1 protein-coding gene is annotated in these 581 nt (G+C 29.1%); it reads left to right on the top strand.

The genetic code is table 11. The features are described 5' to 3' along the window. Positions 1–267: 267 nt before the first annotated feature. The coding region (locus tag ACFIO5_RS13120; protein ID WP_375705646.1) for an MFS transporter at positions 268–581 on the top strand (314 nt) is incomplete at its 3' end.

Below are 581 nucleotides of genomic sequence, written 5' to 3'. Positions count from 1 at the left end.
AAAAGCCATTCTCTCTCAATGCCCTTTCAATTTGAATGCTCAAGCTCATTTTATTATTTTTTTAAAATTTAATAAAAAATCAAAATACAGTTTTATATGAATATCTTACTAGAAAAATAAAAACTGCAAAACGCATAAAATATAACTTAAATAAGCTATATCAAAAAGTTTTACTAAAAAACTACTCTTCTTCAATTGAATTCTGTAGGGTAGATTGTAAATTATTTTTACTAAAAAATTAATATAAATCTAAAAGGGGAATACTTCATGACAAATGAAACAATTTTAGCACCACATGATACAAAAAAACGTATTTTGGCTATCATATCCAGTGCATCAGGTAACCTGGTAGAATGGTATGATTTTTATGTTTATTCTTTTGCGTCGATTTATTTTGCTTCGCAATTCTTTCCTGCAGATGAAGATGTCATTACACAACTGTTAAAAACAGCAGGAATTTTTTTTATTGGCTTTCTTATGCGCCCTATTGGAGCATGGCTTTTCGGTTTTATTGCTGACCGTTATGGACGTAAACGTTCAATGCTTATTTCTATCTTTATGATGTGTTCTGGCTCTTTTCT

Source organism: Bartonella sp. AA86SXKL (genome assembly GCF_042196885.1).
The sequence above is the reverse complement of the archived record's forward strand: the minus strand, read 5'-3'. Positions and strand labels throughout refer to the sequence as shown.